Annotated in this window: 21 protein-coding genes; 9 read left to right on the forward strand and 12 right to left on the reverse strand. The window is 70.0% G+C overall.

What is annotated here, in order from left to right; genetic code table 11:
- Nucleotides 1-86 precede the first annotated feature (86 nt).
- Together ACIGEP_RS00320 and ACIGEP_RS00325 are read left to right on the forward strand one after the other, a co-directional pair.
- Nucleotides 87-1,907, forward strand: coding sequence for an ABC transporter ATP-binding protein (locus ACIGEP_RS00320; RefSeq protein ID WP_396659639.1), 1,821 nt, complete (start codon nt 87-89; stop codon nt 1,905-1,907).
- Nucleotides 1,904-3,715, forward strand: a complete 1,812-nt coding sequence (locus ACIGEP_RS00325; RefSeq protein ID WP_396659640.1) for an ABC transporter ATP-binding protein — start codon at nt 1,904-1,906, stop codon at nt 3,713-3,715. The genes ACIGEP_RS00320 and ACIGEP_RS00325 overlap by 4 nt, the downstream gene beginning before the upstream one ends.
- Before the next feature lie 151 nt (nt 3,716-3,866).
- On the opposite strand, the gene ACIGEP_RS00330 is transcribed toward ACIGEP_RS00325, so the two are convergent.
- From ACIGEP_RS00330 to ACIGEP_RS00355, 6 genes are read right to left on the reverse strand one after another with little or no spacing between them, the layout of a single operon-like run.
- The gene (locus ACIGEP_RS00330; protein ID WP_396659641.1) at nt 3,867-4,790 is read right to left on the reverse strand and encodes an N-acetylglucosamine kinase; all 924 of its coding nucleotides are present in this window, start codon (nt 4,788-4,790) and stop codon (nt 3,867-3,869) included.
- On the reverse strand, nt 4,787-5,752 hold the full coding sequence (locus ACIGEP_RS00335) for a glycoside hydrolase family 113 (RefSeq protein WP_396659642.1): 966 nt from the start codon (nt 5,750-5,752) through the stop codon (nt 4,787-4,789). Before ACIGEP_RS00335 ends, ACIGEP_RS00330 begins: the two co-directional genes overlap by 4 nt.
- Nucleotides 5,749-8,250: a glycosyl hydrolase 2 galactose-binding domain-containing protein gene (locus ACIGEP_RS00340; protein ID WP_396659643.1), complete on the reverse strand. Its 2,502-nt coding sequence runs from the start codon at nt 8,248-8,250 to the stop codon at nt 5,749-5,751. Before ACIGEP_RS00340 ends, ACIGEP_RS00335 begins: the two co-directional genes overlap by 4 nt.
- On the reverse strand, nt 8,247-9,143 hold the full coding sequence (locus ACIGEP_RS00345; RefSeq protein ID WP_396659644.1) for a carbohydrate ABC transporter permease: 897 nt from the start codon (nt 9,141-9,143) through the stop codon (nt 8,247-8,249). Before ACIGEP_RS00345 ends, ACIGEP_RS00340 begins: the two co-directional genes overlap by 4 nt.
- Complete coding sequence (locus ACIGEP_RS00350; RefSeq protein WP_396659645.1) at nt 9,140-10,138, reverse strand: carbohydrate ABC transporter permease; 999 nt, start codon at nt 10,136-10,138, stop codon at nt 9,140-9,142. Before ACIGEP_RS00350 ends, ACIGEP_RS00345 begins: the two co-directional genes overlap by 4 nt.
- 14 nt (nt 10,139-10,152) lie before the next feature.
- Entirely contained in the window at nt 10,153-11,469 is a 1,317-nt protein-coding gene (locus ACIGEP_RS00355) for an ABC transporter substrate-binding protein (RefSeq protein WP_396659646.1), read from the reverse strand.
- A gap of 272 nt (nt 11,470-11,741) precedes the next feature.
- Here ACIGEP_RS00355 and ACIGEP_RS00360 point away from each other — a divergent pair, with 272 nt between their 5' ends.
- Nucleotides 11,742-12,743 carry a LacI family DNA-binding transcriptional regulator gene (locus ACIGEP_RS00360; RefSeq protein WP_396659647.1) on the forward strand — a complete coding sequence of 334 codons (1,002 nt, stop codon included), beginning with the start codon at nt 11,742-11,744 and terminating at the stop codon, nt 12,741-12,743.
- Nucleotides 12,744-12,749: 6 nt separating this feature from the next.
- Here ACIGEP_RS00360 and ACIGEP_RS00365 read toward each other — a convergent pair whose 3' ends face one another.
- The gene (locus ACIGEP_RS00365; protein ID WP_396659648.1) at nt 12,750-13,718 is read right to left on the reverse strand and encodes an acetylxylan esterase; all 969 of its coding nucleotides are present in this window, start codon (nt 13,716-13,718) and stop codon (nt 12,750-12,752) included.
- 136 nt (nt 13,719-13,854) lie between these two features.
- Here ACIGEP_RS00365 and ACIGEP_RS00370 point away from each other — a divergent pair, with 136 nt between their 5' ends.
- Complete coding sequence (locus tag ACIGEP_RS00370; RefSeq protein ID WP_396659649.1) at nt 13,855-16,071, forward strand: NADP-dependent isocitrate dehydrogenase; 2,217 nt, start codon at nt 13,855-13,857, stop codon at nt 16,069-16,071.
- 63 nt (nt 16,072-16,134) lie between these two features.
- Here ACIGEP_RS00370 and ACIGEP_RS00375 read toward each other — a convergent pair whose 3' ends face one another.
- The 3 genes from ACIGEP_RS00375 to ACIGEP_RS00385 all read right to left on the reverse strand — a co-directional run bounded on the left by ACIGEP_RS00375 (nt 16,135) and on the right by ACIGEP_RS00385 (nt 18,622).
- The gene (locus ACIGEP_RS00375; RefSeq protein WP_396659650.1) at nt 16,135-16,587 is read right to left on the reverse strand and encodes a GNAT family N-acetyltransferase; all 453 of its coding nucleotides are present in this window, start codon (nt 16,585-16,587) and stop codon (nt 16,135-16,137) included.
- 67 nt (nt 16,588-16,654) lie between these two features.
- The gene (locus tag ACIGEP_RS00380) at nt 16,655-18,079 is read right to left on the reverse strand and encodes a L,D-transpeptidase family protein (RefSeq protein WP_396659651.1); all 1,425 of its coding nucleotides are present in this window, start codon (nt 18,077-18,079) and stop codon (nt 16,655-16,657) included.
- 111 nt (nt 18,080-18,190) lie between these two features.
- A complete protein-coding gene (locus ACIGEP_RS00385; RefSeq protein WP_396659652.1) occupies nt 18,191-18,622 on the reverse strand; it encodes a hypothetical protein in 432 nt (143 codons plus the stop codon).
- A gap of 117 nt (nt 18,623-18,739) precedes the next feature.
- On the opposite strand from ACIGEP_RS00385, the gene ACIGEP_RS00390 reads away from it, so the two are divergent.
- Nucleotides 18,740-19,363: a hypothetical protein gene (locus ACIGEP_RS00390; protein WP_396659653.1), complete on the forward strand. Its 624-nt coding sequence runs from the start codon at nt 18,740-18,742 to the stop codon at nt 19,361-19,363.
- On the opposite strand, the gene ACIGEP_RS00395 is transcribed toward ACIGEP_RS00390, so the two are convergent.
- The gene (locus ACIGEP_RS00395) at nt 19,354-20,721 is read right to left on the reverse strand and encodes an FAD-binding oxidoreductase (RefSeq protein ID WP_396659654.1); all 1,368 of its coding nucleotides are present in this window, start codon (nt 20,719-20,721) and stop codon (nt 19,354-19,356) included. The two genes, ACIGEP_RS00390 and ACIGEP_RS00395, sit on opposite strands and share 10 nt — an antisense overlap.
- Nucleotides 20,718-21,116 carry a YrdB family protein gene (locus tag ACIGEP_RS00400; protein ID WP_396659655.1) on the reverse strand — a complete coding sequence of 133 codons (399 nt, stop codon included), beginning with the start codon at nt 21,114-21,116 and terminating at the stop codon, nt 20,718-20,720. Before ACIGEP_RS00400 ends, ACIGEP_RS00395 begins: the two co-directional genes overlap by 4 nt.
- Before the next feature lie 105 nt (nt 21,117-21,221).
- Here ACIGEP_RS00400 and ACIGEP_RS00405 point away from each other — a divergent pair, with 105 nt between their 5' ends.
- From ACIGEP_RS00405 to ACIGEP_RS00420, 4 genes are all read left to right on the forward strand, one after another.
- Nucleotides 21,222-22,358: an ROK family protein gene (locus ACIGEP_RS00405; protein ID WP_396659656.1), complete on the forward strand. Its 1,137-nt coding sequence runs from the start codon at nt 21,222-21,224 to the stop codon at nt 22,356-22,358.
- A gap of 69 nt (nt 22,359-22,427) precedes the next feature.
- Nucleotides 22,428-23,690, forward strand: a complete 1,263-nt coding sequence (locus ACIGEP_RS00410; protein WP_396659657.1) for an extracellular solute-binding protein — start codon at nt 22,428-22,430, stop codon at nt 23,688-23,690.
- A 53-nt stretch (nt 23,691-23,743) separates the two neighbouring features.
- Nucleotides 23,744-24,715 (forward strand): carbohydrate ABC transporter permease, encoded by a 972-nt coding sequence (locus ACIGEP_RS00415; RefSeq protein WP_396659658.1) that lies wholly within the window; start codon nt 23,744-23,746, stop codon nt 24,713-24,715.
- The gene (locus ACIGEP_RS00420; RefSeq protein ID WP_396659659.1) at nt 24,712-25,674 is read left to right on the forward strand and encodes a carbohydrate ABC transporter permease; all 963 of its coding nucleotides are present in this window, start codon (nt 24,712-24,714) and stop codon (nt 25,672-25,674) included. Before ACIGEP_RS00415 ends, ACIGEP_RS00420 begins: the two co-directional genes overlap by 4 nt.

Raw genomic sequence — 25,674 nt, forward strand, 5'->3', positions numbered from 1 at the left:
CCTCGACGGGTCCCCGCGACTCCGATCGTCCGCGCCCCGCTGCGCTCCTCGCCGCTTCGGCATCCGCTCCTCACCTCTGCAGGATCATGACCTCCTCGACGCATCCCCGCTTGTCCACCGCCCGCTCCCTCGCTCGCCTGATCCCCTTCGCGAAGCCCGTGCTCCCGCGTCTGGGCCTCGGCGCGCTCAGTGCGCTCATCGCGAGCCTGCTGGGTCTGACCATCCCCCTCGTGCTCGAACAGATCGTCGGGACGAACGGCCCGATCGCCTCCGGCGATCCGTGGCTCATCGCGCTCGGCGGCGGTGTCGTGCTGCTGCTCGGCCTGCTCGAAGCCCTCATGGTGTGGGCGCGCCGCTGGTTCGTGCTGTCGCCGGCGACCGCTGTCGAGTACGAACTGCGCACCGACTTCTACGCCCGGCTCCAGCGGCTGCCGGTCGCGTTCCACGACCGCTGGCAGTCCGGCCAGCTGCTGAGCCGGATGATGCAGGACGTCGGTCTCATCCGTCGATGGATGGCGTTCGGCGTCGTGCTGCTGGTCGTGAACATGATCACGATCGTCGTCGGCTCGGCGATCCTGTTCAGCTGGCACTGGCTGCTCGGAACGATCTTCGTCGTGGTCTCGGCACCGCTGTGGATCGCCGGGTACGTCTTCGAGAACCGCTACGGCATCCTCTCGCGGCAGAGCCAGGATCAAGCCGGCGACCTGGCGACCGCGGTCGAGGAGTCGGTGCACGGCATCCGAGTCCTCAAGGCCTTCGGCCGGGGCAGCCACGCCCTGCGCAAGTTCACCCGGCAGGCCGAGACGCTCCGCGAGACCGAGATCAGCAAGGCGAAGGCCGTCGGCTGGATCTGGTTCTGGCTCGTGCTGCTGCCCGACATCGCGTTCGCGCTCTGCCTGGGTGCGGGCATCTACCTCGTCTCGGTCGGCGAGATCGACACCGCTGCACTCATCGCCTTCTTCGCGATGGCGACGATCCTGCGCTGGCCCGTCGAATCGATCGGGTTCCTGTTCTCGTTCCTCGTCGATGCGCGCACCGCGACCGACCGCATCTTCGAGGTGTTCGACGAGCAGAACACGATCGTCGACCCCGAGAAGCCCGTGACGATCGCGCAGCCCCGCGGCGAGCTCGTGTTCGCGGGGGCCCGGTTCCGGTATCAGGATGCCGCGGCCACCGAGCGCGACCTGCTCGACGGCATCGACCTGTCGCTGCGGCCGGGCGAGACCATGGCGCTCGTCGGTCTGACGGGGTCGGGGAAGACGACGCTCACCACGCTGCCGGGACGCCTGTACGACGTCACCGGCGGCCGTGTCCTCCTCGACGGCGTCGACGTGCGCGACCTGTCGCTCACCGACCTGCGCCGTCACGTCGGCATGGCCTTCGAAGACGCGACGCTGTTCTCGCAGACCGTGCGCGAGAACGTGCTGCTCGGTCGTGAGGACCTCGATCCGCACAGTGCGGAGGGCGAGCGCGTCCTGCGTGAGGCGCTCCAGGTCGCGCAGGCGGCGTTCGTCGACGACCTGCCCGACGGCGTCGACACCGTCATCGGTGAAGAGGGACTCAGCCTCTCGGGTGGCCAGCGTCAGCGTCTCGCGCTCGCCCGCGCGGTCGCCGCCCGCCCCGCCGTGCTGGTGCTCGACGATCCGCTGTCGGCCCTCGACGTCGACACCGAGGCCCTCGTCGAGGACGCGCTCCGGGTCGTCCTCGCCGAGACGACGGCGCTCGTGGTCGCGCACCGGCCCTCCACCGTCACACTCGCAGACCGCGTCGCGCTCCTCGAAGAGGGACGCATCACCGCCGTCGGCACGCACTCCGAGCTCCTGCGCACCAGCGAGCACTACCGGCACGTCATCTCGAGTCTCGAGGACGAGCAGGAACGTCAGCAGAAGAGGGAGGTGTCCCTGTGAGCACCGTCACGGGCACCAGCGGCGAAGACCGCTCCGACTACACCCGCGAGGAGAGCCGGCAGATCCGGCGTCGCTCGCTGCGACTGCTCGGGTCGCTCGTCACGCCGCTGAAGATGCAGCTCGTCCTCGCGGGGATCGTGCTCGTCATCTCGACGGTCCTCCGTGTGGCCGGCCCGGCGCTGGTCGGATGGGGTATCGCGAACGCGCTGCCCGCCGTCCAGAAGGAGGCCGACTGGATGCCGACGATCGCCGTCGTCGCGATCTTCCTCGTCACCGCCGTCGGCGGCGCGGCGCTCATCGGCTGGTACGCCGTCGTCGTCGCGAGGCTGACGCAGGCGGTCATGCTCGATCTCCGCAAGCGCATCTTCTTGCACACGCAGAAACTCAGCCTCGAATTCCACGAGTCGTACACATCCGGGCGCATCATCTCGCGTCAGACGAGCGATCTCGACACGATCCGCGAGTTGCTCGACGGGGGACTCAACGAGCTCGTCTCGGGTCTGCTCTACGGCGGGTTCACTCTGATCGCGTTGATCCTGCTCGACTGGCAATCCGGACTCATCCTCGCGTTCATGGGCATCCCGCTGTTCTTCCTGATGCGCTGGTTCTACCTGCGCTCGCAGGTCGTCTATCGCGAGTCCCGCGTCGTGAGTGCGAAGGTGATCGTCAAGTTCGTCGAGACGATGACCGGCATCCGCGCCGTCAAGGCCTTCCGCAAGGAGCCGGCCAACGACGGCGAGTTCGGCGGCCTCGCGAGCGACTACCGCGACATCAACATGCGCTCGATCCGCCTGTTCGGCACCTTCGAGCCCGCGATGATGGCGCTGTCGTCGTTCGCCCTGGCGGCGGTCGTGCTGTGGGGCGGGCTCCGCGTCGTCAGCGGTGCGCTGGAGCTCGGCTTCCTGCTCTCGGCCGTGCTGTACGTGCGCAACTTCTTCGCCCCCATGCAGGAGGTCGCGTTCTTCCTGAACTCGTACCAGTCGGCCACCGCGGCGCTCGAGAAGGTGTCGGGCGTGCTCGAGGAGGACCCGACCGTCCCCGACCCGACGAAGCCGGTGGACCTCCGCCAGGCGTCGGGCCACCTGCGCTTCGAGGACGTGACCTTCGGCTACTCGGAGTCGAAGACGATCCTGCCCCACTTCCAGCTGAACATCCCGGCGGGGCAGACGATCGCGCTCGTCGGCACCACGGGTGCGGGCAAGTCGACGCTCGCCAAGCTCGTCGCCCGGTTCTACGACCCCACCAAGGGCGCCGTGACCCTCGACGGTGTCGACCTGCGGGAGCTGCACCCGAAGGACCTGCGCCGCGCGATCGTGATGGTGACGCAGGAGGCCTACCTGTTCAGCGGGACGGTTGCCGACAACATCGCCCTCGGCAAGCCCGACGCGACGATGGACGAGATCCGGGCCGCGGCACGTGCCGTCGGCGCCGACGGGTTCATCGAGAAGCTGCCGGACGGGTACGACACCGATGTGAACAAGCGCGGTGGGCGCGTCTCCGCGGGTCAGCGCCAGCTGATCTCGTTCGCGCGCGCCTTCCTGGCCGACCCCGCAGTGCTGATCCTCGACGAGGCCACGGCGTCGCTCGACATCCCGAGCGAGCGGCAGATCCAGGAGGCCCTCGGCACCCTGCTCGCCGACCGTACGGCGATCATCATCGCGCATCGTCTGTCGACGGTCGCGATCGCCGACCGGGTGCTCGTCATGGAGCACGGCCGCATCATCGAGGACGACACCCCCGATGCCCTCATCGCGGGTACGGGCAAGTTCGCCCAGCTGCACCGCGCCTGGCGGGAGTCGCTCGTCTGATCCCCCGGTGAGGTGACGGATGCCGGGGCTCGAGGTCGGGGCCCCCGCATCCGTGGTCTGTGATGTGCCGGGTGCAGGGTCAGCGGACGTTCATCGCGCATGGTGCGCGATCGGAGCCATCTGAACCTGCACTCGGCGCACCGGGCGCAGGTCAGATCGCGCCGGCGCGGTGGACCGCCGTCCCCAGGGGGTGGGCCGTGGTGATCTCGGCGAGGGCGAGCGCGCCGTCGATCCCGACGCCCTGCGGGGCGACGAGCCGCAGCCCCGAGTCCGCACCGAGTGCGGCTTCGAAGGAGTCGTGGAGCGTTCGCGACGAGAACACGCCGCCGATCGCGCAGACGGCGAACTCGGCCTCGTCGGTGCGCACCCGATCGACGGCGGTGCGGGCACTGTGGGCGAGCTCGCGCGCCGCTCGGTGTGAGATCTCCGTCGCGACCCGGTCGCCGGCATCCGCGGCATCCGCGACCTCGCGTGCGAGCGAGGCGACCACCCGCACGCGGTCGTGATCGGCCTGCAGCGCCATGTACGCCTGCGACAGATCGGGCCAGCGCGACGTGGCGCTCTCGGTGAGCATCGTCGCGGGTCCGCGACCGTCGAAGGCGCGCATGACGGCGTCGAGTGCCTCGCGGCCGATCCAGTAGCCGCTGCCGGCGTCGCCCATGATCCATCCCCATCCGTCGACCCGCGCGGTCTCCGTCGCGCCGACGGCCAGGGTCACGACCCCGGTGCCTGCCGCGACGACCGCGCCGTGTCGGTCGCCGAGCGCGCCGAGGAACGACGTCGTGGAGTCGTGCGCCAGCATCGTGGCCCGTACGCCGTCCCCGTGCACGAGGGCGAGCAGGGCGTCGGCGTCCGAGTCCCGGTCGGTGAGGCCGGAGATGCCGGCCGTCACGACATCCGGCTCCGCGCCGGTGCGCTCGAGGGTCTCGTGGACGACGCGCGCCAGCTGCGGGAGGAGCGGCCCGCCCGTGTGGATGCCGCGGAACGTCAGGTCTTCACGGCGCGAGCCGTCGGCGATGCGCACCTTGATGTCGCTCTGACCGGCGTCGATCGCCAGGACACGGTGCGCGTTCATCGTCCTCCTCCTGCGGCGGCTGCCGACATGCTGCGATAGCGGGTGCGCAGGAACTCACCCGCCGGCTTCCCATAGGGACAGTAGTCGTCGTTGCGCTCGGCGGCCTCGGGCCCGTACAGATGGGCCGGCCAGTCCCAGAGGACGTAGCCTCGCATCCACTCGCGCTCGGCGCAGGCCTCGAACATCGCCCGGTAGTACTCGAGCTGCGCCTGCCCCGAGGGTGCTCCCTGGAGCTGCCAGTCGTTGGGTCGCAGAGGGGAGTTCTCGCGGGACGGGCACCCCGCTTCGAGGAACACGAACGGTTTGCCGGCGGCAGCGACCACCGCCTCTATCCGGTCGAGGTTCTCCTGCCACCGGTCGATCGGGTAGTAGCCGCTCGAGGAGATCACATCGACCGCGTCCCACCAGGTGATGTGATCCTCCTGGTACTTGTCGCAGTTGTAGGTGAGCACCCCGGAGTAGACCTGTCGGACCGCCGCGATGAGCGCGCGCCAGTGGGCTTCCTGGCCGTCGGCGCGCACCATCTCGCATCCGATGCACAGCATCGCGCAGCCTTCGGCCTCTGCGATGCGGGCGGCGTCGAGAATGAAGGTCCGGTAGGACGCGAACCACTCCGTCCAGCTCGGCTCGCCCGGCACGTCCCAGTCGAAGAAGCCGATGAAGGCGCGCCAGGTGCCGTCGGCGACGTTGACGACGGGCTTCAGGCAGACCTTCAGGCCGCGGCGGTGAGCGGCGCGGATCGCCGCCACGATCTCGGCCTCGGTGACCGTCGGTTCCTCCCGGAAGGGGATCTCGGTCGAGAAGGCCGTCGCCTGGACGGCGGAGTACGCCAGCGCTGTCCAGGTGACGCCGTGGTCGGCCATCGCGTCCATGGATGCCTCGGCCTGCGCAGTGGTCCAGGTGCCGCGTACGCCCGTCCACCCCCACGTCATCCCGCAGACGGGTTCGTCGAGGACGGTCATCCGGCGACCAGCTGGTTGGCGGAGCGGAGGACACGGGGTGCGGCCAGGCTTCCCGGGTCGAGGGTGACGTCGTCGTCGTGCCGCACGACGACCCGACGTGTCTCGCCGGGGAGCAGGGTGAACAGTCCGTCGAGCGGCTGTGCGGACGGGTGCACCTTGTCGGCCAGCAGCGACACCTCGCGGGCGAACGCCTGCGCGGTGACGCTGACCTCCGTGCCGCCGCCGACGGCGCGGGTGGTGACCGTCAGTCCCGGATCGACCAGGGCGGAGTCCCTCGGCTCGGCGAAGTACCAGACGCCGCGAGACGCGTCGGCGTCGACCACCAGCGCCTCGGCGGCCGCGTCCCCCGGGGTCGACAGGTCGGACGCGAGCGCGATGCTCACGGTGCCGCGCGCGGGCACCGTGACGTCGGTCGTCGCCTCGGCGCGGGTCGACCCCGCGAACGAGAGGCGCCGTGCGCGCATCGCCACGGCCCAGTCGTCGTCGGTGTCGTTGCTGACGACGGCGACCAGCCCGTTGTCGCGGGGTTGGACGGTGACGACCCGCGGCGCGAACGCGTTCTTGAGGGCGTGATAGAGCGGCTTGACCCGTTCGGCGCCGTCGATGGCCGCCCACGACGTGACCGGCCAGCAGTCGTTGAGCTGCCAGACCACGGCTCCCATCGTGTGCGGAGCCCACGAGCGGAAGTGATCGAGCGCCGTCCCGACGGCGAGGGCCTGGTTCAGCTGCATGGCCCAGTGCCAGGTCTCCATGTCGCCCGGCATCCGGAAGTGGGGGAGCAGACCGTCAGTGAGCTTCGTGTTGCCCTCCATCGCCTTCTGGTGCACGATCATGCCCGGCGACTCCGGCGTCAGCGGGGCGTCGTCGACCGAATCGACCAGCGTGGTCCACGCGGGCGGTGCCTGCCACCCGAACTCCGCGACGAAGCGCGGGGTGTGGTCGCGGTAGGTCAGCCAGTCGCGGCGGTTCCACTGCTCCCACAGGTGCATGCTGCCGTGCGTCTCGTCGTTCGGGTGCGGTCCGCTCTGGCGGCCGGATGCCGCATCCCACCGGGTCTCGGGGCTGAACGGGCTTCCGGGTGCGTAAGGGACGTGGGGGGCGAGCTCGTCGATGATGTCGGGGAACAGCTCGTAGTAGTACGTCGCGCCCCACGTCTTGCCGTCGAGGCTCGTCTTCCAGCCCCAGTCCTCGAAGCCCCACAGGTTCTCGTTGTTGCCGACCAGCTGGACGAGCGAGGCGTGGGAGGCGAGGCGGACGACGTTCTCGCGCACCTCGGCGTCGATCTCGGAGCGCAGCGGCTCCTCCTCGGGGTAGGCGGCGCACGCGAAGAGGAGGTCCTGCCAGACGAGCAGGCCGAGCTCGTCGGCGATGTCGTAGAAGTCGTCGGACTCGTAGAGGCCGCCGCCCCACACCCGGATGAGGTTGATGTGCGCCTCCGTCGCCTGCCGCAGCCGGCGTTCGTAGCGGTCGCGATCGACGCGGACGGGCAGGGCGTCGTCCGGGATCCAGTTCACGCCCTTCACGAAGATCGGCCGGTCGTTGACGACCAGCGTGTAGGGCGTTCCCGCGGCATCCGGCTCGGTGTCCCATTCGACCGTCCGGAACCCCACGCGGCGCGTCGCGTCGTCGAGGATGTCGCCGTCACGCCGCAGGAGGACCTCGACGGTGTACAGGGGCTGGTCGCCGTGACCGATCGGCCACCAGCGGCGGACCGCGGGCAGGTCGACCTCGACCCGTCCCGATTCCCCCACGACGGCGGCGGCCTCGTGGGCGTCGCCGTCCAGACCCGGCCCGCGGACGACGGCACGCACCTCGAGTGGCGCGGAAGCGGCATCCGTCCGTTCGAGGTCGACATCGACGGTGATCCGCCCGCCGTCTCCGACGGGCGTGGCGACGACCCGGGTCCGCGAGAGCCGGGCCGTCGACCACGCCTCGAGGCGCGCGGGCTTCCAGATGCCGCTCGTGTAGGTGGCGATGCCCCAGTCCCACCCGAAGCTGCAGGCGGACTTGCGGATCGCCTCGTACGGCAGGGGGTACGGACGCGGGCGTGCGCCGAGCTCGAGGCTCGCCTGGTTGGCGTAGGGCACGGGCGCGCGGAACGCCACCTCGAGGTCGTTCTCGCCGTCGCGGAGGAGCGCGGCGACGTCGTAGCGGTACGAGCGGTGCTGGTTGGCGACCTCGCCGACGACGCTCCCGTTGAGGCGGATGGTCGCGACCGTGTCGATCCCCTCGAAGACGAGGTCGTGACGCTCGGCGCCGTCGGGCGTCCAGACGAACGTCGTGCGGTAGGTCCAGTCGACGAGCCCTATCCAGGCCAGGAGGGCCTCGTTGTTGCCGTGGAACGGGTCGGGGATGCGCCCCGCGGCGAGCAGATCGACATGGATGCTGCCGGGCACGGCGGCATCGACGTCGACCCCCGCGAGGTCGTCGGGCACGGGGCCGGCCGCGGCGCGGACGGTCCACCCGTCGTGGAGGGGACGGCGGGAGAGGTGGGTCACTTGACGGCTCCTGAGGTGAGGCCCTGATAGATCCAGCGTTGCAGCAGCAGGAAGGCGATCAGTGTCGGGATGATCACGACGAGCGTCCCGGCGGCGATCACCTCCCACTGCGCGCCGAACGGACCTTTGAATCGGAAGAGGGACGTGGAGATCATGCCTTCGGAGGGCAGGTAGAGGAAGGGGGCGTAGAACTCGTTGTACACCGCGATGCCCTTGATGATGACGACCGTCGCGATCGCGGGGCGCAGCAGGGGCAGGACGACGCGCCAGTAGATCGTCCATCGGTTCGCCCCGTCGATCATGGCGGCCTCGTCGAGCGAGATCGGGATCGACTGCATGAACTGGATGAACAGGTAGATCGCGATGATGTCGGTGCCCATGAAGAGCAGGATCAAGGCGGCCTTGGTGTCGTAGAGCCCCAGGCCGTTGACGAGCTGGAAGGTCGCGACCTGACTCGTCACACCGGGGATGAGGGTCGCCAGCAGGAACAGTCCCATCACGAGCTTCTTGCCGCGGAACTGGAACCGGTCGAGGGCGTAGGCGGCCATCGTACCGACGGCGATCGTTCCGACGAGCGAGACCGCGAGGACGATCGTGGTGTTGACGAAGCCCTCGAGCATTTTGCCGCTCGTGAACGCGGTGACGAAGTTGTCGAGGTTGAACCAGTTCGAGGGCGGGTCGAAGGGGCCCGTCGCGGCGTACTCGCTCGCGCTCTTCATGCTCGCGAACAGCAGCACCGACAGCGGCAGCAGGGTCACGATCGTCGCGACGATCAGACTCGTGTACTTGGCCGCCGTGGCGCTCATGCTCCCGAACCGCTGCAGCGGCGTGCGACCCGACCGACGACGGGGAAGCGGGGTGGGCTTCGTGGGCGGGATCAGGGTGGCGGTCACGTCAGGTCCACCTTCTCGTCGGGGAAGACGCGTCGTTGAATCACGGTGACGACCAGGACGATCACCAGCAGCACGACGGCCATGGCGGAGGCGAGGCCCACCTGTCGGAACGAGAACGCGGTCTGCAGGGTCTGGATGACGAACGTCGCCGAACCGTTGGCGCCGCCGGTCATGACGAAGGGCACCTCGAACACCGACAGGCTGCCGGCGATGGCGAGGATGAACGAGAGGCCGATGATGCGACGGATGCCGGGGGCGATGATCGACCAGAACTGCTGCCACTTGTTGGCGCCGTCGAGTTCGGCGGCCTCATAGAGCTCGCGCGGGATCGACTGGATCGCACCGAGGAAGAGGACGAAGTTCAGTCCGGTGTAGCGCCAGACGGAGGTTCCCGCGAGCGACCAATTGACCACATCCGGGTCGCCCAGCCACTGCGGCGGATCCGCCAGCCCGAACCACCCCAGCACCGTGTCGAGCGTCCCGCCGGGCTGGAAGAGGTAGAGGAACACGAAGCCGATCGCGACGCCGTTGATCAGGTACGGGAAGAAGAGGATGCCGCGGAAGAGGTTTGAGAACCGGGTCGAGAAGCTGAGGATGGTCGCGAAGTAGAGGGCGATCGCCATCTGCAGGAACGATGCGGCGAAGTAGTACAGGCTCACCCAGAACACGCTGAAGATGCGCGGATCGGTGAACACCTGGATGTAGTTGTCGAGCCCGACGAGGTTCTTCTCGAGGTCGATGCCGTCCCAGTCGGTGACGGAGTAGTAGAAGAGGTTCAGCGCGGGCCAGTAGGTGAACAGCAGCAGGAGGCCGACGGCCCCCGAGAGGAACAGCCACGGCGTCAGCCGCTGGACGATCCCGCGTCCCGCCCCGCGCGACCCGGTGCCGGGCGCACCGGCCCCGCGGCGCGAGCCGCGAAGCCGGCGCACCCGGGCGGGTGCGGACAGGACCGCAGGGGCGTCCGCGGGAGCGGAGCCGGGAGTTGCGATCGCCATCGTGGATGCCTCTCTCAGCCGAGCTTCTCGACCGATGCGCCCCAGCGCTCGTTGAGTTCGGCGAAGTAGCTGTCCTTGTCGCCGTCGGCGGCGCCGCGGGCGATGTCGACGAGCTTCTGACGGTAGAGCGGACCGTAGAGGTCGATCTGCGAGTCGTCGGCGATCGCGTTGATCAGACCCTCCTTGCCGGCGGGGGCGGGGTTGATCTCCATGAGCTCGACGCCGGAGTCCTCGAATCCGGCGAGGTTGTCGGGGAGCGGCTTGTCGAGCACCGGCGAGATCATGCCCTGCGCCTCGGTATAGCCGGAGTCGGCGGCGACCCACTGGATCCACGCCCACGCGGCTGCCTTCGCCTTGGAGTGCTTGCTCACGGCGAGGTTGTAGTCGCCGCCGATGACGGCGTACTGGGTGCCGTCGACGTTGGCGGGGAAGGCCATGTAGCCGATGTCGTCGGCCGAACCACCGTTCGCCTCGGCGGCGGCCTGCATCTGCGAGATGGCCCACGATCCCAGCGGCATGGTAGCGATCTTCCCGGTGCCGAGGTCGACTTTGGACTGCTCCCAGTTCGTGGTGAGCGGGTCCTCCTCGGTGAGGCCCGCCTCGACCGTGTCGTAGAGGAACGAATCGACCGCGTAGGTGTCGGTGCCCTCGGTCCACGGCGCCGGGTTCTCGGCCATCGTGATGGGAGCGTCGGGGTCGTGGGTGATGGCGCCGAGGTTCCCGAACGCCTGGGTCAGCGGCCAGCCGTCCTTGTAGTTCGTGTACATCGGGATCGCGTCGGTATTGTCCTTGACCTGCTGCAGCGTCTCGATCCAGGAGGCCTCGTCGGTGGGCAGCTCGGTGATACCGGCCTCGTCGAAGACCTTCTTGTTGTAGACGATGCCGTTCGCATTGCCGCCGAAGGCGATGCCGTACTGGGTGCCGTCGTAGCTGGCCGCGGGCAGGAACCGGTAGGTGTCCTCGAACGAGGACGTGTCGCCGAGTGGCTCGAGGAACTGCTCGTACTGGTCGGGTTTGATGGCCGGGATGCCGATGACGTCTCCGTAGTTGGTCGTCGACATGCGCGTGAGCATCTCGCCCGCGTAGTCGGTGATCCCCTCGAAGGTCACGTTGACGTCGGGGTACTTCTTCTGGAACTCCTTGGCGTACGCCTCGAACGTGCCGTCCTCGACGAGGTCGGTTCGCCAGGTGATGACCTTGATGTCGCCGGCGACCTCGCCGTCGATCGTGTTGTCGCCGGCGGGCTGGGCGCCGCCGCCGGCGCAGCCGGCAAGGGCGATGCCGGAGACGGTGAGCGTCGCGAGAGCGACGCCGATCCGTGTGCGTGCCATGTTGCGTCTCCTGTCAGGTTCTTCTTCGAAACCACTCGGGTGCGGGTCGGCGACGTCGCCGATTGCGCTCACGTTAGCCATCAGAGCGGGTGCTCACAAGACCTTCATGTCAGCGCTGTCTCAGTCTGTCCGACACAAGATGAGTCGACTCGATATTCGTCTGAACTGGCCTTTTAGTGGGCGGATGGTGACGAGAGAGGACTTCCATGTCTCTTCAATGTCTATCGTCGTCATTTTGTGACGCGGTGCTATCGTCGACCTCGGGAGGACCGATGACGGTGCAACAGCGGGCCACGCTCGAGGATGTCGCGCGCTTGGCGGGGGTCAGCTCGAAGACGGTCTCGCGAGTGTTCGCCCAGCGCGAGTTGGTCGCGCCGCAGACCGTCGAGCGTGTGCTCTCGGCAGCGAAGCGCCTGCGGTTCCGGCCGAACAGCCTGGCGCAGGGGCTCCGGCGCGGAGGCAGCCGGACGGTCGGGTTCATCATCGGCGAGCTCGGCAACCCCTTCTACTACAAGGTCGCGGCCGGCATCGAGAAGGAGCTCTCGTCGCACGGCTTCAGCCTGGTCGTGGCGACGACCGACGACACCGAAGAGGGGGAGGGGCGCGTCGCCGACGCGCTCCTGTCGCAGCGCGTCGGCGCGCTCCTGCTGATCCCCGTGGGGGAGGATCAGTCCTACCTCGAGGGTGAGCGGCAGCTCGGCACCCCGGTCATCGCGATCGACCGGCCCGCCCGCAATCTGGCCGCGGACGCCATCGTCCTCGACAATCGGGTCGCCGTCCTCGACGCGACGCGTCGCCTCACGGCGCTCGGGCACCGGCGCATCGCCTACGTCTGCAATCCGGCGTCCGTCTGGACGCAGTCGGAACGGCTCGCCGGATACCGGCAGGCGATGGCGGAGGTCGGGGTCGATCCGACCCCCTGGGAGGTGCTCGGCGACGACCTGGAGATCCCGCCGGTCGAACTGGTGGAGCGGCTGTGGCAGGGGGAGGAGCCGACGGCCATCATCGCGGGCAACAACCGGGTGACCGTCGGAGCGCTGCGCGCGCTGCAGGCGAGAGGTGATCAGCGCACGGCGCTCATCGGCTTCGACGACTTCGACACGGCCGACGTCCTGGGCGTGTCCGTCATCTCCTACGACCCGCTCGAGCTGGGGCGCCGCGCCGCGCAGCTCGCGATCGAGCGGATCGGCGATCCGTCCGGCTTCGTCCGCCAGATCACGTTGCCGACCTGGGTCATCGAGCGGGGTACCGGCGAGCGGCCGCCGACCCCGTGACCCGCCTCAGACGCGTGCGGCCAGGAACTCCGCCTGGCGGAGCCACTGATGCGCCTGCCCGCCCTCGTGCTCGTTGAAGGGGAACACCTCGATCTCCTTGTCGGCGCCACCCCACGCGTTGAACGCCGCGAAAACGGTCGACGGCGGGCATATCGGGTCGAGCAGAGCGACGGAGAAGAGGGATGCCGCATCCGCTCGGGCCGCGAAGCTGACTCCGTCGAAATACGACAGTGTCTCGAAGACGCGCTCCTCGGCGCCGCGGTGGACGGCGAGGTAGCGCGCGATCTCCTCGTACGGATCGCGCCCGGTCATGCCGACGGCGCGCTCGAAGTGGCAGAGGAACGGCACGTCGGGCATCGCGGCCACGAGGTCGTCGCTGAGGGCCGCGGCAGCGATCGCGATGCCGCCGCCCTGGCTGCCGCCCGTGACGGCGATCCGCGCGGCATCCACCTCGGGGAGGGACCGGACCGCGTCGATCGCACGGACGGCGTCGGTGAAGACGCGCCGGTAGTAGTATGTCTCGGGGTCGTCGATGCCCCGCGTCATGAATCCGGGAAAGGCGGGCCCCGAGCCGTGCGGGTCGGGCGTCGCGCCGCCTGAGCCCCAGGCGCTGCCCTGGCCACGGGTGTCCATGAAGAAGTGCGCGTATCCGGATGCCGCCCACCCGAGCCGTTCGACGGGCAGTCCCCGGCCCCCGCCGTAGCCGTTGAACTCGACGACGGCCGGCAGGGCTCCGTCGCGCTGTGCGGGCAGGAGCAGCCAGCCCTTCACCGGGTCGCCGGCGAATCCGGGGAAGGTGACATCGAACGCCTCGATGCCGCGCAGGGGTGTCGTCACGGGGGTGACGACGGGCGCGCCGTCCGCGGCGCGAGCGCTCTCGACGGTCGTCGACCAGAAGTCGTCGAAGTCGGCGGGGGCGCGGACCTCCGGGCGATAGTCGCGGAGGTCGGACAGGGCGAGATCGAAGCGCGGCACGCGCTCACCCTAGCGGTCGCCGGTGCGGCCCGCAGGGGGCGATCAGCCCTCGATGAGATATCTCGACATCGAGAGAAACCGGAGGGGTGCGATACGCTGAGGACGATCCGCGACGCCCTTTTCTTGGAGACGACACGTGCCCGATTCCACCATCATCTACACCTACACCGACGAGGCTCCCGCGCTGGCGACGGCGTCCTTCCTGCCGATCGTCGAAGCGTTCGCAGGCAAGGCGGGCGTCGGCATCGAGACGCGCGACATCTCCCTCGCGGGCCGCATCCTCGCCGCCTTCCCGCAGAACCTGACGCCCGAGCAGCAGGTCGGCGATGCGCTCGCCGAGCTCGGCGGTCTCGCGACCCTCCCCGAGGCCAACATCATCAAGCTGCCGAACATCTCGGCATCCATCCCGCAGCTGAAGGCGGCCATCGCCGAGCTCCAGGCCGCGGGCTACGACATCCCGGACTACCCGGACGAGCCGAAGGACGTCGCTGAGAAGGACGTCCGCGCCCGCTACGACCGCATCAAGGGCTCCGCGGTGAACCCGGTCCTCCGCGAAGGCAACAGCGACCGCCGCGCGCCGCTCTCGGTGAAGAATTACGCGCGCAAGCACCCGCACCGCAACAAGGCGTTCGCCGAGGGGTCGAAGACCCGGGTGGCGACGCTCGGCCACGACGACTTCAAGAGCAACGAGACCTCGACGGTCATCGAGAACGACGACGTGCTCACCATCCGCTTCACGGGGGAGGACGGCACCGTCACCGAGCTGAAGTCGGGGCTGAAGGTCCTGCCCGGCGAGGTCGTCGACGCGACGTTCCTCTCCGCGAAGGCGCTCGACGCCTTCCTCACCGACACGATCGCCCAGGCCGCGGCCGAGGACGTGCTCTACTCCGTGCACCTCAAGGCGACCATGATGAAGGTCAGCGACCCCATCATCTTCGGCCACGTCGTCCGCGCCTTCTTCGCCGACGTCTTCGCGCGCTTCGGCGACCAGCTCTCCGCGGCCGGCCTCACCCCCAACGACGGCCTCGGTGCGATCCTCGCGGGCCTCGGCCAGGTCGAGGGCGGCGACGAGATCCGCTCCGCGTTCGAGGCGGCCATCGCGAACGGTCCGCGGCTGTCGTACGTCAACTCCGACAAGGGCATCACCAACCTGCACGTCCCCTCCGACGTGATCGTGGATGCCTCGATGCCGGCGCTCATCCGCAACGGCGGAAAGCTCTGGGGCGCCGACGGCGGCGAGGCCGACACGATCGCCGTCATCCCCGACTCCTCCTACGCGGGGGTCTACCAGGCGACCATCGACGACGTCATCGCGAACGGCCCGCTCGACCCCGCCACCATCGGGTCCGTCCCGAACGTCGGTCTCATGGCGCAGGCGGCCGAGGAGTACGGCTCGCACGACAAGACGTTCGAGATCGCCGCGGCCGGCACGGTCGAGGTCGTCAACTCGGCGGGGGAGACCCTGCTCTCGCACGCCGTGCAGCCGGGCGACATCTGGCGCGCGACGCAGACCAAGGACGTCGCCATCCGCGACTGGGTGAAGCTCGCGGTCACCCGCGCCCGCGCCACGGGCGTGCCCGCCGTCTTCTGGCTCGACGAGAACCGCGCCCACGACGCGAACCTCATCGCCAAGGTCAAGACCTACCTCGCCGACCACGACACCGAGGGCCTCACGATCGAGGTCCTCGCCCCGGCCGAGGCGACCCGGTACTCGCTGGATCGCATCCGCCGCGGTGAGGACACCATCTCGGTCACCGGCAACGTGCTGCGCGACTACCTCACCGACCTGTTCCCGATCCTCGAGGTCGGCACGAGCGCCAAGATGCTCTCAATCGTCCCGCTGCTCGCCGGCGGCGGACTGTTCGAGACCGGTGCGGGCGGCTCGGCACCCAAGCACGTGCAGCAGCTCGTCGCCGAGAACTACCTGCGCTGGGACTCGCTCGGCGAGTTCTTCGCGCTGGCGGCATCCTTCGAACACCTCGCCGACTACACCGGCAACGCGCACGCGAAGGTCCTCGCCGACACCCTCGACGCGGCGACCGGCACGTTCCTCGAGGAGGACAAGTCGCCCGGCCGCGCCCTCGGCACGATCGACAACCGCGGCAGCCACTTCTACCTCGCGACCTACTGGGCGCAGGAGCTGGCTCGTCAGACCGCCGACGCGGAGCTCGCGGCGGCGTTCGCGCCGGTCGCCGAGGCGCTGAGCGCGAACGAGGAGACGATCGTCGCCGAGCTGGTCGCGGTGCAGGGATCGCCCGCCGAGATCGGCGGCTACTACCGTCCCGACCCCGCGCTGGTCGAGAAGGTCATGCGCCCGTCCGCGACGCTGAACGGGATCATCGACGGACTCTGATCCGCACAGACGGATGCCCCGGCCGCGAGAGCGGGCCGGGGCATCCGTGCGTTCGGGGGAGCGTCAGAGGCGAATCTGTGCGACGACCTCGCCGTACTCGGTCTCGTCGACGGGGGTGAAACCCACGCGGCGGAAGAACGCATCCGGACCGCCCTCGCCCGCCTCGTAGATGACGTTGACGTGGTCGAAGCCGCGCGCGCGGGCCTCGCCTGTGAGCTGTTCGACCGCGTAGCGTCCGACGCCGCGGCGCTGATCGTCGGCATCCACGTTGATCCGCCACAGCACCGAGCGGAAGTGTTCGTGCGGGGCGTCGGCGTCGAAGCCGGCGCTGACGAAGCCGACCACCTCGTCGCCGTCGAGGATCACGCGCTGCCACGACGTGGCGGGGTCGACGACGGTCGCGGCGATCGCGTAGCTCTCGGGCGTGATGAAGCGTTCCTGGCCCGGCTTGAGCGAGAGGGTGTTCACGGCGACGATCGTCGACGCCGACAGTTCTTCCACGCGGAGGTCAGCCATGAGCACAGGCTAACCGTGATCGGTGCCCCTCGCACATGAACGACGGATGCCGGGCGTCAGATGACGCTCAGGAGTGGATCCAGACGTCGCCGCCGTCCGGCATCCAGTCGTAGAGCTGCTTGGCGAGGGCGGGCGGCATGTTCACGCAGCCGGCGCTCATCTGGTTGCCGAAGTTGTTGTGCCAATAGGCGCCGTGGAAAGCCTGGTTGCCGTTGAAGTACATGACCCAGGGCACGTCGGGCTGCGTGTACTTCGTCCCGGTGTCGCGCGAGGTGCCGGTCATGTCCTGCAGCGGCGTGCGCCAGCCGATGGAGTACCGACCCGTGAAGGTCACGGCGCCGTCGCGGCCGCTCGAGATCAGCCAGGTGTCGACGACCTTGCCGTTCTCCTTGAGGTAGAGGCGCTGCTCGCTGAGATCGACCTCGGCCAGGCGCACCGTGCTGACGGTCTCACGCGGCGTGATGTCGGCCGGCAGGGTGTACGACGCGTCGCCCTGAGAGAGCTGGTCGGCGAAGTCCCGGGCGACCCCGGCGGTGTCGCCGAGCACGCGGCCGTCCTGCCCCTCGACGATCGTCTTGAGGACCTCACCCGCGTCGCTCGTGAGCACCTCGGCCGTCACCGGATCCTGGTTGACGACCTCGGGCAGCTTGTCGACGGCGAGCTGGATCGCGGCTGCGTCGGCGGAGATCGTGAAGTCGCCCGAGGTGTCGGCTTCGACGGTCAGCCACGAGGCGAGGTCGGCGGCGGAGATCGGGACCGCGCGGTCGTCGCCGGCGTAGAAGCCGGCCTCGGCGATCATCCCGTTGAGGCGCTCGGCCGCCGATTCAGCGGCCGACGTCGTGACCGTGGCGGGTACCGCTTCGGGGGCCGCCGCCACCGTCGCGGTGGGCTCCCCGGCGACGAGGGCCGACGCGAGGGCGGCGCTGATCGCGTCGAGCGAGATGCCGGTGCCGTCGACGGCGGGGGTGCTCACGTAGGCGCCGTCCTGGAACCTCACGGTCGCGGGGGTGGGATCGATGTAGGCGCCGGGCAGGGCCGCACGCAGCGTCGTCGCGGCGCGCTCGGCGTTCAGGGTCACCGTCGGTGCGCCGTACTCGGCGAACCAGGAGGTCACGTTCCAGAGCGGGCTGCCGGCGAAGGCCTCGTCGGCGAGTGCGGATGCGTCGACGGAGGCACCGAGGTCGGCGGCCGACACGGTGGGGCCGCCCTCGCCCAGGCTGAGCTCGATCGCCGACAGGCGGGACGAGATCGAATCCGCGGCCATGCCGACGGTCTGACCTCCCACGGGCACGCCGGCAGCGGTCGTCCCGGGCGCGATCAGAACGAGTGAGCACACGGTCGCGGCCGCCACGACCGCGGCGACGGGCAGCCCGATCTTCAGCCAGAGACGGCGCGGACGGGGCGCCGGCTCGGCCGGGGCCCATCGCACGTCGGGGTGCTCGCCCGCAACGGGCGCCTCACCGGCGTCGTGGCGTGTGATGATCTCCGACATCGTTCTCCCCCGAGCTGCGGCCCGGCGTTCCGGACGCCACGGGGATCCGGGGTCTCGTCGTCAGGCGAATGTCGCTTCAGAAAAGGGTACGTGACGAGGGCGGATCAATGATCATCCCTTACACAGATCGTGATATTCGGCGACGCCCGTCCGGATGCGTTCCGTCGCGTCGGCGACTCCGGCGGCTCCGGCGATCTCTCCCGCGGCTGCCGCAGTCGTCGCGTCGGCGAGGATGTCGAATCCCTCCCGCAGATCCGCCGTGATCGCCGCGACACGGGCGTTGTCGATCGCGTCGGCGACGGCGGCGAGGTCGTCGCGCACGTCGGCCGTCGCGTCGGCGGTGGCGGACGGGTCAGCGGCATCCGCGGTGGCGAACGTCGCCATCGCGCCGTCGACGGCCTTCGCCAGGGTCGCGCACGCCGCGGACACGCTCTGGGCCTCGCCCCCGTCATCGGGCTGCGCGGAACACGCGACGCCGAACGCGGCGATGACCCCGGCGACCGCCAGGGATCCGGTCGCGCGGACGCGGCGGGATGCGGACACGGCGGACCTCCTCGGGCATCGGTACCGTTCGAGACTGCCACGCACGTCCTGGGGGAACGATGGATCCGTTCCCTCCGCCGGGTGACATCGCCGCGCCCACGGCCGTAGGGTGTGCGCATGCAGCGCACAACGGTGTGGTCGTGGCTCATCGGCGGTCTCCTCCTCCTGGTCCAGAGCGTCATGGCGGTCCTGGCGTCGTTCGCGGTGCGCGCGGGCGACCCCGCGTCGGTGCCCATCGAACTCGGCGCCGCCCTCCTGGTGGCGGGAGCGTGCGCGATCTACGCCGTCGGGGCGCGACCGGAGGAGAGCGTCGTCGCGCGTCGACCCGCGGGGATGGCCGTCCTGTTCGTCCTCGGCGCCTTCGTGGTGGCGCACGCCGTCTGGTGGGCCGGTCCCACGGGATATGCGGCCGGCGCCGGCGCCGGGCCCACGGCGGCACTCGGTGACGTCGTGAGCTTCGTGCTCGCCGTCGGCGGTGCCGTCGCGATCCTCCGGGTCGGCGTCATCCCGCGACCGTGGAGCTGGATCCCTCTCGCCGCGCTCCTGCTCGGGCTGCTGCTCGCGGTCGTGTTCGCCGCCGTGTCGGTGGTCGCGCCCGGCGCGGGCGGCCCCGTCGGCGTTCTGCCCGCGACCATACCGGGGGTGGTCGGGCTCGTCTCGATGGTGCTCGCGGTGACGACGCACCCCGCCTCGCCGCTCGTCCCGGCGGCGCCGACGGGTGCCGCCGTCCGTCAGGGCTGAGCGGCGAACACCTTTCCCGGGTTGAGGATGCCGGCCGGGTCGAACACGTCCTTGATGCCGCGCTGCAGCGACCACTGAACGTCCCCGAGCTCGTCGGCCAGCCAGCGGCTCTTGAGGACACCGATGCCGTGCTCGCCGGTGAGCGTCCCACCGAGGGCGATCGCCGCGCGGAAGAGCGCATCGGCGGCCCGCCATACGCGCTCGGGGACCTCGTCGCCGTCGAAGATGAAGTTGGGATGCAGGTTGCCGTCCCCGGCGTGACAGACGGTGGGGATCGTCAGGTCGAACTCGGCCTCGATGCGTGCGATCTCGTCGAACATCGCCGGCAGCGCGCTGCGCGGGACCGAGACGTCCTCGATGAGCGCGGTCCCCAGGCTCTCCATCGCCGGGTGCATCGCCCGCCGCACCGCCCACAGCTGTGCGGCCTCGGCGTCGTCGGCGGCCAGTCGCACCGCACCGCCCGTCGCCGTCAGGATCCCGGCGATCTCCGCCTGCTCCGCGGCGGCGGCGATCCCGTCGGTCTGCACGGTGAGCTGGGTCGCCCCCGGTGTGGGAGACGGCAAGCCGAGTAAGGCATGCGCGGCTGCGAGGCTCACGGCATCCATGAGCTCCATGATCGACGGCTGCACTCCTGCGGCGGTGACTGCGGCGGCTCCCGCGGCGGCTGCACGCACGTCGGGGAACTGCGCCGTGAGGGTCCGCGTCGACCCCGGCACGAGGCGGCGGAGCTTGAGCGTCGCGCCGACGACGACGCCGAGCGTCCCCTCCGAGCCGATCATCAGGGCGGTCAGGTCATAGCCGGTCACCCCCTTGACGCTGCGGTGGCCGGTGGAGATGAGGCGCCCGTCCGCGAGGACGATGTCGAGGGCGAGGACGGCGTCCCTGACGACGCCGTACTTCGCGCACAGCAGCCCGCCCGCACCGGTGGCGATGTTCCCGCCGACGGTAGAGATCTCGCGGCTGGCGGGGTCGGGCGCCCACCACAGCCCATAGGGCGCGAGCGCCCGGCCGAGGTCGGCGTTGAGGATGCCGGGCTCGACGACGGCGAGCAGGTCGTCGGGGCGCACCTCGAGGATCCGGTCCATGCCGCGGACCGAGAGCGAGATCTCGCCGGCGCCGGTGTTCGCCCCGCCGGCGAGGCCGGTGCCGGCGCCACGCGTGACGACCGGGGTGCCTGTGGCCGACGCGATGCGCATCGTCGTCTGTACGTCCGAGACGGATGCCGCGCGCACGACGGCGAGCGGTCGTCCGCCGGCGCGGTGGCCCGACTTGTCGGCGCGGGCGTCGTCGAGGGCGGGCTCGCTCGTGTCGACGCGCTCGCCGAGCGCGTCGCGGAGCAGAGCGACGACGTCGGTCACGACAGGCGTCGGCGACCCGCCAGCACGCCGACCACGACCGCGACGACGGCGAAGCCGAGGCCGATCCACGTCTGTCCGGCGCTCCACCAGGCGATCGTCGCGGAGAGATAGATGAGCAGTTCCACGAGCCCGCGCACGAACGGGTGGACCCGCACGACGGCGCGAGGCGAGGCGAAGAGCCCCCAGACGATGAGGGTGGCGAGCGGAGTCGCGATGCCGAGGATCACGTTCCAGGGGGCATCCCAGGCGGTGAACCCCCAGATCGCGAGCGTCACGACGGCGAACATCGCGCAGAGGAAGCTGAGGAGGTCGAGTGCCGACAGTCGCACCGGCGCGGTCTCGGCGGTCAGGGGCTCCGCGGGTCGTTCGGGGCGGACGTGGGGGAGCTCGGACATGCCTCGATCCTACGCGGGCGGTGATGTGTAACGAGTTTGTTAAGACTGCTTGCAAACATGTCCGGATGCTTGTGCCCCGGCTATTCGTAAGGTCTACTAACAAACATGTCGACCCCGACGCGACCCGCTCCCGCGACCCGCAGCCGCCGCACCGCCGGCAAGATCCTGCCGGAGCACGCCCGTGCCCACAACCGGGCTCTCGTGCTCCAGTCCCTCTTCACGCAGGGGGCCATGAGCCGCGCCGACCTCGCCCGCGAGACGGGGCTCACCCGCGTCACCATCTCCGACCTCGTCGGCGGGCTCATCGACGACGGCTACGTGGTCGAGCAGGGGGTGCGCGAGGCATCCGGTCCCGGCAAGCCCGCGATCCTGGTCGACATCGACCGCGGCGGACACCGGATCGCCGGCCTGGACCTCTCGGGGAGCGAGAGCTTCGTCGGCGCCGTCCTCACCCTCGACGGTGAGATCGTCGCCCGGCACAGTGTTCCCGTCCCCACCGACCGCGGCGACGTGTTCGACACCATCGCGACGCTCGCGCGCGCCGTCGTCGCGGACGCGCACGCGCCGGTCCTCGGCCTCGGCGTCGGAACGCCCGGCGTCGTCGACGATCGGGGCGTCGTGCTCGCCGCGCCCGGTTTCGGATGGACGGAGGTCGACCTGGCCGGTCGTCTCGAGGCCGAGCTCGATCTCCCCGTCCTCGTCGCGAACGACGCGAACGCGGCCGTCCTCGCCGAGCACACCTTCGGGGGAGCCGGCGACGACGTCATCCTCGTCCGTGTCGGCCGCGGTGTCGGTGCGGGGCTCCTCACCGGCGGCGAACCGCTCGCGGGTGCCCGCTTCGCGGCCGGGGAGATCGGCCACGTCACGGTCGGGACCGACGGCGGCCCCGCGTGCGCCTGCGGCAAGATCGGATGCCTCGAGGCTTGGCTCGCCGTCCCCGCGCTGACCGATCGCCTCGCCACCGCCGACGACCCCCAGGGTGTGCTCCGCGACGCCGGCGAGCGTCTCGGTATCGCCCTCGCGCCGATCGTCGGTGCGCTCGACCTGTCGGAGATCACCCTCTCCGGCCCCGCCGACCTGCTCGGCGGCACCCTCGCCGAGGCTGCCGCAGAGACGGTACGCACCCGGACCCTCGCCACGTTCCACGACGGGCTCCAGGTGCGCATGTCGGCCCACGGCGAGGACATCGTCCTCCGCGGTGCGGCCGTCATGGTCCTGTCCGGCCGTCTCGGCGTGTCCTGACACCGCACCACCCACCCTCCGCGGCGGCCCGGCCCGGGCCACCGCATCCCTCACAGTGAAGGAACCGCTATGAAGAAGACCCTCGGGGCACTGTCGCTCCTCGGCGCGTCAGCCCTCGTCCTGTCCGGCTGCGCCGGATCCGCCACGCCCGCCGGCGGCAGCGCCGAGACCGGCGACCTGACCGTGTGGCTGGTCGGCACCGACACCCCGCAGGACGCCCGCGACTACCTGAAGAAGACCTTCGAGGAGCAGAACGACGGGTGGACCCTCACCATCGAGGAGAAGACCTGGGCGGACACCGCTGAGGGATACGTCGCCGCGCTGTCCTCCAACGACGCCCCCGACATCGTGGAGGTCGGCAACACGCAGGCGCCCGGGTTCATCTCGCAGGGCCTGTTCGCCGACCTCTCCGACATCCAGGACGACCTCGGCGGCGACGACATGCTGCAGAGCTTCGTCGACCTCGGGTCCGAGGACGGCACGCTCTACGCCGCGCCCTACTACGCCGGGTCGCGCGTCGTGTTCTACTCGCCGTCGACCTACTCGGGCGAGATCCCCGCCACCCTCGAGGACTACGTCAAGGACGGCGTCGCGGCGACCACCGCCACGAAGTCCGGCATCTACGCGCCGGGCAAGGACTGGTACAACGCCCTGCCGTACGTGTGGGCGAACGGTGGCGAGATCGCCACCCTCGAGGGCGATCAGTGGGTCGGTGGCTTCTCGAGCGAGGGCGGCATCGCCGGTCTGACCATGCTGCAGGACGTCTACGAGAACGCCACGATCGCACCCGCGGATGCGGACGAGGCCGACCCGCAGGTGCCCTTCTGCGCCGACGAGATCGGCTTCCTCTCGGCGCCCGCGTGGGTCAAGTGGTCGATCCTCGCGGCGGCCGATGCCGAGGCCCCCGGATGCCCGGACGGTGCCGGCAAGGACCTCGCCGCCTTCGCCCTCCCCGGCATGACGGCGGGCGAGGTCGCCCCGGTCTTCGCCGGTGGGTCGAACGTCGCGATCGCCGCGAAGTCCGACGCGCCCGAGATGGCGCAGGCGGCGCTGGAGATCATCCTCTCCGAGGGCTACCAGAAGATCCTCGCCGAGAACGGGCTCATCCCCGCGCGCACCTCGTTCGCGCAGTACCTGCCCGACGATGAGATCACCGCCGAGGCGGCGAAGGCCGCGGCATCCTCCAAGGCCGTCCCGGCCAGCCCGAAGTGGGCCGAGGTCGAGTCCGCCGGCATCATCAAGGACGCGCTCGTGAAGATCGCCCAGGGCGGCGACGTCACCCAGATCGCGACCGAGCTCGACGGTCAGATCGAGTCGATCCTCAACTCCTGACCCCTCGGTGCAGGGGGCGGCGACGCCCCCTGCACCTCTTTCGGAGGATGCCGATGACCGCCACCCTGACCCGGCCCGCACCCGAGCAGCCGCCGCGAGACCGCTTCGCCGCGGGCGCGCGGGATCGGGCCCGCCGCCGCAAGGACGGGGCCGCAGCCCTCACCCTGCTCGGCCCGTCGCTCGTGATACTCGCCGTGATGGTCGGATACCCGGCCGTCCTCATGGTCGTCCAGTCGTTCACCGACTACTCGATCCGCAACAAGGTGCAGGGCACCCTGCCCGACGTGGTCGGGTTCGCGAACTACCTCGAGGTCTTCACCGCCTCGGACTTCCCGGCCGTCCTCGTGCGCAGCCTCGGGCTGATGCTCGTGATGACCGCGCTCATCGTGGGGCTCGGCGCCCTCGTGGCCGTGCTGATGACGCGCCTGACCCGCGGGTGGCGACTGCTCGTCTCGATCGGCCTGCTCCTGGCCTGGGCGATGCCGCCCCTGGCGGCCACCACGGTCTGGGGCTGGATCTTCGACGCCCAGTACGGGCTGGTGAACTGGCTGTTCAACACCGCGACGGGCACCTCGGATTTCACGAACCATTCGTGGCTGCTCGACCCGTGGTCGTTCTTCGTCGTGCTGACGATCATCGTCGTGTGGCAGGGCGTGCCCTTCGCGGCCTTCACCCTCTACGCCGCCCTCGGGCAGGTACCCGGCGAGGTGCTCGAGGCGGCCGCGCTCGACGGGGCGACCGGCCTGCAACGGTTCCGCCTCGTCGTCTACCCGTACCTCCGCAACGTCGTGACCGTCGTCGTCGTGCTGCAGGTCATCTGGAACCTGCGCATCTTCACGCAGGTGTACACGCTGCAGCAGCGCGGCGGTCTCGTGTCGGAGACGAACGTCCTCGGCACCTACATCTTCCGGCAGGGGGTGGGGGAGTTCGGGGTGACGAGCGCGATCGGCGTGCTGACCGTCATCCTCCTGCTCGCCCTGTCCTGGGGCTACGTCCGCACGACCCTCAGGGAGGAGGAGCTGTGAGCACGCAGATCACGCCTGCCGCTCAGCTGTCGACCGTCGGCGTCGACGAGGTCGCCGGCCGCGTCGGCCGCGCGAAGACGCCCGCGCCCGGGTCGCTCGCCGCTCGCCGCCGGCGGCGCTCGCCGGCGGGCCGACTGGTCCTCAACCTGGCCGCCCTCGTCGTGTTCGTCTGCTCGGTCTTCCCGGTGTACTGGATGCTGAACATGTCGTTCACGAGCGGCGAGTCGATCATCAGCCGCACCCCGAGCTTCCTCCCGCTGGACTTCACGCTCCGCAACTACGAGACGGCGTGGACCCGCGAGGCGGCGCCCGGGCAGACCGACTTCGTCCACGGCCTGCTGAGCTCTGCCGCCGTGACCGTCGGGGTGCTCGTCGCCACGCTGCTCGTCGCGTTCCTCGCCTCGATCGCGGTGGCCCGCATCCGTTTCCGGGGTCGGCGATCGTTCATCGTCGCGGTGCTCATCGTGCAGATGATCCCGGGCGAGGCGATGATGTTCACGATCTACGGGATGATCGACGACTGGCGGCTCATGAACACCCTCGTCGGGCTCGGGATCGTCTACGTCGCCGCCGTCGTCCCCTTCACGATCTGGACCCTCCGAGGGTTCGTCGCCGGTGTGCCGGTCGATCTCGAGGAAGCCGCGATGATCGACGGCTGCACCCGGTCGCAGGCGTTCTGGAAGGTCACCTTCCCCCTGCTCGCGCCCGGGCTCGTCGCCACCGGCGTCTTCGCCTTCATCCAGTCGTGGAACGAGTTCACGATGGCGCTCCTCCTGCTGCGCGGGCAGAACCTCACCCTGCCGCCGTGGCTGCTGTCGTTCCAGTCCGCGACCGAGGCGACGAACTGGGGCGCGGTGATGGCGGCATCCACCCTCATCTCCATCCCGGTGGTCGTCTTCTTCCTCATCGTCCAGGGGCGGATGTCGGGCGGACTCGTCTCGGGCGCCGTGAAGGGCTGA

The organism is Microbacterium sp. NPDC077663, from assembly GCF_044542795.1.
Lineage (GTDB): Bacteria > Actinomycetota > Actinomycetes > Actinomycetales > Microbacteriaceae > Microbacterium.